The organism is Massilia sp. CT11-108 (assembly GCF_047302915.1).
Lineage (GTDB): Bacteria > Pseudomonadota > Gammaproteobacteria > Burkholderiales > Burkholderiaceae_D > Telluria > Telluria orientalis.
Genome location: NZ_JBKYMO010000458.1, coordinates 1 through 4,359, shown reverse-complemented (window position 1 = coordinate 4,359; position 4,359 = coordinate 1). Strand labels below are relative to the sequence as shown.

Annotated in this window: 6 protein-coding genes; all 6 read left to right on the top strand. The window is 68.8% G+C overall.

Features of this window, described 5'->3' with window-relative positions; genetic code table 11:
* The first annotated feature begins 81 nt into the window (after window positions 1-81).
* From ACEN88_RS25270 to ureG, 6 genes are read left to right on the top strand one after another with little or no spacing between them, the layout of a single operon-like run.
* Window positions 82-384, top strand: a complete 303-nt coding sequence (locus ACEN88_RS25270) for an urease subunit gamma (protein WP_413344107.1) — start codon at window positions 82-84, stop codon at window positions 382-384.
* Between the two features lie 7 nt (window positions 385-391).
* The gene (locus ACEN88_RS25265; protein ID WP_413344106.1) at window positions 392-709 is read left to right on the top strand and encodes an urease subunit beta; all 318 of its coding nucleotides are present in this window, start codon (window positions 392-394) and stop codon (window positions 707-709) included.
* Window positions 710-2,410 carry an urease subunit alpha gene (gene ureC, locus ACEN88_RS25260; RefSeq protein WP_413344105.1) on the top strand — a complete coding sequence of 567 codons (1,701 nt, stop codon included), beginning with the start codon at window positions 710-712 and terminating at the stop codon, window positions 2,408-2,410.
* Window positions 2,411-2,425: 15 nt separating this feature from the next.
* Window positions 2,426-2,935: an urease accessory protein UreE gene (gene ureE / locus ACEN88_RS25255; RefSeq protein WP_413344104.1), complete on the top strand. Its 510-nt coding sequence runs from the start codon at window positions 2,426-2,428 to the stop codon at window positions 2,933-2,935.
* On the top strand, window positions 2,932-3,597 hold the full coding sequence (locus ACEN88_RS25250) for an urease accessory protein UreF (protein ID WP_413344103.1): 666 nt from the start codon (window positions 2,932-2,934) through the stop codon (window positions 3,595-3,597). Before ureE ends, ACEN88_RS25250 begins: the two co-directional genes overlap by 4 nt.
* Before the next feature lie 13 nt (window positions 3,598-3,610).
* Window positions 3,611-4,222 (top strand): urease accessory protein UreG, encoded by a 612-nt coding sequence (gene ureG, locus ACEN88_RS25245; protein WP_413344101.1) that lies wholly within the window; start codon window positions 3,611-3,613, stop codon window positions 4,220-4,222.
* Window positions 4,223-4,359 lie beyond the last annotated feature (137 nt).

Below are 4,359 nucleotides of genomic sequence, written 5' to 3'. Positions count from 1 at the left end.
GGGGCGTGGACGGCGTTGCGGCCGCACCTGCTGGACCGGCCGGCCACGCCGCCGCGCATCTGGAATACGTAAAGGATCGCCATGGACCTGACCCCACGCGAAAAAGACAAGCTGCTGATCTTCACGGCCGCGCTGCTGGCCGAACGCCGCCGCGCGCGCGGCCTGAAGCTGAACTACCCGGAAGCCGTCGCGCTGATCACGGCCGCGATCATGGAAGGCGCCCGCGACGGCCGCAGCGTGGCCGAGCTGATGAGCGAGGGCACCATGATCCTGGCGCGCGCCGACGTGATGGACGGGGTGCCGGAGATGATCCCGGACATCCAGGTCGAAGCCACGTTCCCGGACGGCAGCAAGCTCGTCACCGTCCACAACCCAATCCCGTGAGCGCCCCATGATCCCCGGCGAATACTTCCTCGAGAATGGCGACATCGTCATCAACGCGGGCCGCCCCACGGTGACGCTCGTCGTCGCGAACGCGGGCGACCGTCCCGTGCAGGTGGGCTCCCATTATCACTTTTACGAATCGAACGACGCGCTGCAGTTCGAGCGCGAGCTGGCGCGCGGCATGCGCCTGAACATCGCGGCCGGCACCGCCGTGCGCTTCGAGCCGGGTCAGCGGCGCACCGTCGAGCTGGTGGCGTTGAGCGGCGCGCGCATCGTGCATGGCTTCCAGGGCCTGATGGGCGGCCCACTCGATGGAGGCGCCTGAATGGCCACGATCTCCCGCCAGGCCTATGCCGACATGTACGGACCAACGACGGGCGACCGCATCCGCCTCGCCGACACGGAGCTCGTCATCGAAATCGAAAAGGATTACGCCATCTACGGCGAGGAAGTGAAATTCGGCGGCGGCAAGGTGATCCGCGACGGCATGGGCCAGTCGCAGCGCGTGCGCGCGGACGTGATGGACACGGTGATCACGAACGCCGTCATCGTCGACCACTGGGGCATCGTCAAGGCCGACATCGGCATCAAGGATGGCCTGATCGCCGCCATCGGCAAGGCCGGCAACCCGGACATCCAGCCCGGCGTGACGATGGCCATCGGCGGCGCGACGGAAATCATCGCGGGCGAAGGCATGATCGTCACCGCGGGCGGCGTCGACACGCACATCCACTTCATCTGCCCGCAGCAGATCGACGAGGCCCTGATGTCCGGCATCACGACGATGCTGGGCGGGGGCACCGGCCCCGCCGTCGGCACCGCCGCGACGACGTGCACGCCGGGCGCGTGGCATATCCATTCGATGCTGATGGCGGCCGACGCGTTCCCGATGAACCTCGGCTTCTTCGGCAAGGGCAACGTGAGCCAGCCGCGGCCCCTCGAAGAACAGGTCGAGGCCGGCGCCGTCGGCCTGAAGCTGCACGAGGACTGGGGCAGCACGCCGGCCGCGATCGACAATTGCCTGTCCGTCGCCGAGCGCATGGACATCCAGGTCGCGCTGCACTCCGACACGCTGAACGAGGCCGGCTTCCTGGAGTCCACGCTGGCCGCGTTCAAGGGCCGCACGATCCACACGTTCCACACGGAGGGGGCGGGCGGCGGGCACGCGCCGGACATCATCGCCGCGGTCGGCCAGGACAACGTGCTGCCGTCGTCGACGAACCCCACGCGCCCGTACACGATCAACACGCTGGACGAGCACCTCGACATGCTGATGGTCTGCCACCACCTCGACCCCGCCATCGCGGAAGACGTGGCGTTCGCGGAATCGCGCATCCGCCGCGAGACCATCGCCGCCGAAGACATCCTGCACGACCTGGGCGCCATCTCGATGATGTCGTCGGATTCGCAGGCGATGGGCCGCGTGGGCGAGACCATCATGCGCACGTGGCAGACGGCGCACAAGATGAAGGTGCAGCGGGGCCCGCTCGAAGGCGATCTGTCCCGCAGCGACAACGCGCGCGTAAAACGCTACGTGGCCAAGTACACGATCAACCCGGCCATCGCGCACGGCCTGTCGCACGCGGTGGGCTCGCTGGAACCGGGGAAGATCGCCGACATCGTGCTGTGGCGGCCCGCGTTCTTCGGCGTGAAGCCGTCGATGATCCTGAAAGGCGGGATGATCGCGGCGAGCCTGATGGGCGACCCGAACGCGTCGATCCCGACGCCGCAGCCCGTGCACTATCGCCCGATGTTCGGTGCATTCGGCGGGGGACTCCGCAAATCGTTCACGTTCGTGTCGCAGGCGGCATTCGACCTCGGCATCGCGCGCGAGCTGGGACTGGCGAAGACCGTGATCCCGGTGCGCGGCACGCGCGGATTGCGCAAGCGCGACATGGTCCACAACGGGGCCACGCCGCACATGGAAGTGGATCCGGAAACGTACGAGGTGCGCGCCGACGGGCGCCTGCTCGTATGCGAGCCGGCCAGGGTGCTGCCCCTCGCGCAGCGGTATTTCCTGTTCTGATCATCGGGAGCCACCATGATGTCACTGCATACGAAGATCGCCCACGCGGACACCGTCCACGACCTGCTCGAGTTGCCGTACGACCAGCGCGAACGCTGCCGCCAGCGCGCGCGGCTCGCGTCCGGCGAGGAAGTCGCGCTGTTCCTGGTGCGCGGCACCGTGCTGCGCGACGGCGACCTGCTGACGGGGGAAGATGGGCGCGTCGTGCGGGTCGTCGCCGCGGCGGAGCCGACCTATCTCGTGCGCTGCGCGAACCCGACGCTGCTCGCGCGCTGCGCCTTCCACCTCGGGAACCGCCACGCGCAGACGCAGGTCGGGACGGGCTGGCTGCGCATCCGCGTCGATCCGGTGCTGAAGGACATGGTGGCGGGCCTGGGCGCGCACGTCGAGGAAGAGCTGGCGAAGTTCGAACCGGAAGCGGGCGCGTATGCGGGCGGCCACGGTCACGGCCATCACGACCACGGCGGCGGCCTGCTGGCGCCCGTGCCGCTGCGGCAAAAGATCCACCGGCCGGCGGACCTATGAACGCCGCGAGCCTGCTGCACCTGCTGCAGTTCGCGAGCCCGGCGCTGCCGATCGGCGGCTACAGCTATTCGCAGGGCCTGGAGACTGCCATCGAGGAAGGCCGCGTGCACGATGCGGTGAGCGCGCATGCGTGGCTCGTGCGCTATCTCGACCAGGTGCTGGCGCGCTGGGACGCGCCGCTGCTGTGGCGTTTGTTGAACGCGTTCGCCGCGCGCGATGCCGCCGGCGTCGACGAGTGGAGCGCCTGCTTCCTCGCGTCGCGCGACACGGCCGAGTCGCGCGCGGAGACCGTCCAGATGGGCTATTCGCTCACGCGGCTGATCGCGGAGCTGGGCGTCGCCGACGTGAGCCTGCTGGGCGACGAGGTGACGCTGCCGGCGGCCTATGCATGCGCCGTCGACGCGCTCGACATCCCGCACGAGGAGGCGCTGCTGGCGCTGCTGTTCGCGTGGGCCGAGAACCAGGTGCTCGTGTGCGTGAAGTCGGTGCCGCTGGGGCAGGTGGCGGGGCAGCGGCTGCTGCTGTCGCTGCGGCCCGATCTCGAACGCGCGGCCGCCACCGCTCGCGCCTTGCCCGATGCGGACCTGTCGAACTGGTCGCCCGGCCTGTCCATGCTGTCGATGCGGCACGAGGTGCAGCATGGGCGGTTGTACCGTTCCTGAAAGAGGTAAAGCAATGACATCGAATCCCCTGCGGGTGGGCATCGGCGGTCCGGTCGGTTCCGGCAAGACGGCGCTGTGCGAGATGCTGTGCCGGCGCATGCGCGACCGCTACGACATGGCCGTGATCACCAACGACATCTACACGCGCGAAGACATGGAGATCCTGCTGCGCGCGCATGCGCTGCCGCCCGAGCGGCTGATGGGCGTGGAGACGGGCGGGTGCCCGCACACGGCGATCCGCGAGGATGCGTCGATCAACCTGGAAGCCATCGCGCGGCTGCAGGCCGACTTTCCGGCACTGGAACTGGTGCTGGTGGAATCCGGCGGCGACAACCTCGCGGCCACGTTCAGCCCCGAGCTGTCGGACCTCACCCTGTACGTCATCGACGTGGCGGGCGGCGAAAAGATCCCGCGCAAGGGCGGGCCGGGCATCACGCGCTCCGACCTCCTCATCATCAACAAGACGGACCTCGCGCCGCACGTGGGCGCCGACCTGGACGTGATGGCGCGCGACGCACGGCGCCAGCGCGGGGCGCGGCCGTTCGTGTTCACGAACCTGCGTACGGGCGAGGGCGTGGACACCGTCGTTTGCTTCATCCGCGAGCAGGGATTACTTGACCAATGAAAGGGGAAAGCCATGAAATGGAACGACAACACGAACATCCGCGTGCGTCATGAAGGCCCGTGCCCGCGTCCGTCCACGCGCCTGGGTGGCGCGGTCGCCGCGCTTGCGACCCTTGCCGTGGCGCTGCCCGGTCGGGT

Bases quoted from the DNA above. Each gene is read 5' to 3' on its own strand.
- ureG (WP_413344101.1), top strand. From the start codon at position 3,611: ATGACATCGAATCCCCTGCGGGTGGGCATCGGCGGTCCGGTCGGTTCC.
- ureC (WP_413344105.1), top strand. From the start codon at position 710: ATGGCCACGATCTCCCGCCAGGCCTATGCCGACATGTACGGACCAACG.
- ACEN88_RS25265 (WP_413344106.1), top strand. From the start codon at position 392: ATGATCCCCGGCGAATACTTCCTCGAGAATGGCGACATCGTCATCAAC.
- ACEN88_RS25270 (WP_413344107.1), top strand. From the start codon at position 82: ATGGACCTGACCCCACGCGAAAAAGACAAGCTGCTGATCTTCACGGCC.
- ureE (WP_413344104.1), top strand. From the start codon at position 2,426: ATGATGTCACTGCATACGAAGATCGCCCACGCGGACACCGTCCACGAC.
- ACEN88_RS25250 (WP_413344103.1), top strand. From the start codon at position 2,932: ATGAACGCCGCGAGCCTGCTGCACCTGCTGCAGTTCGCGAGCCCGGCG.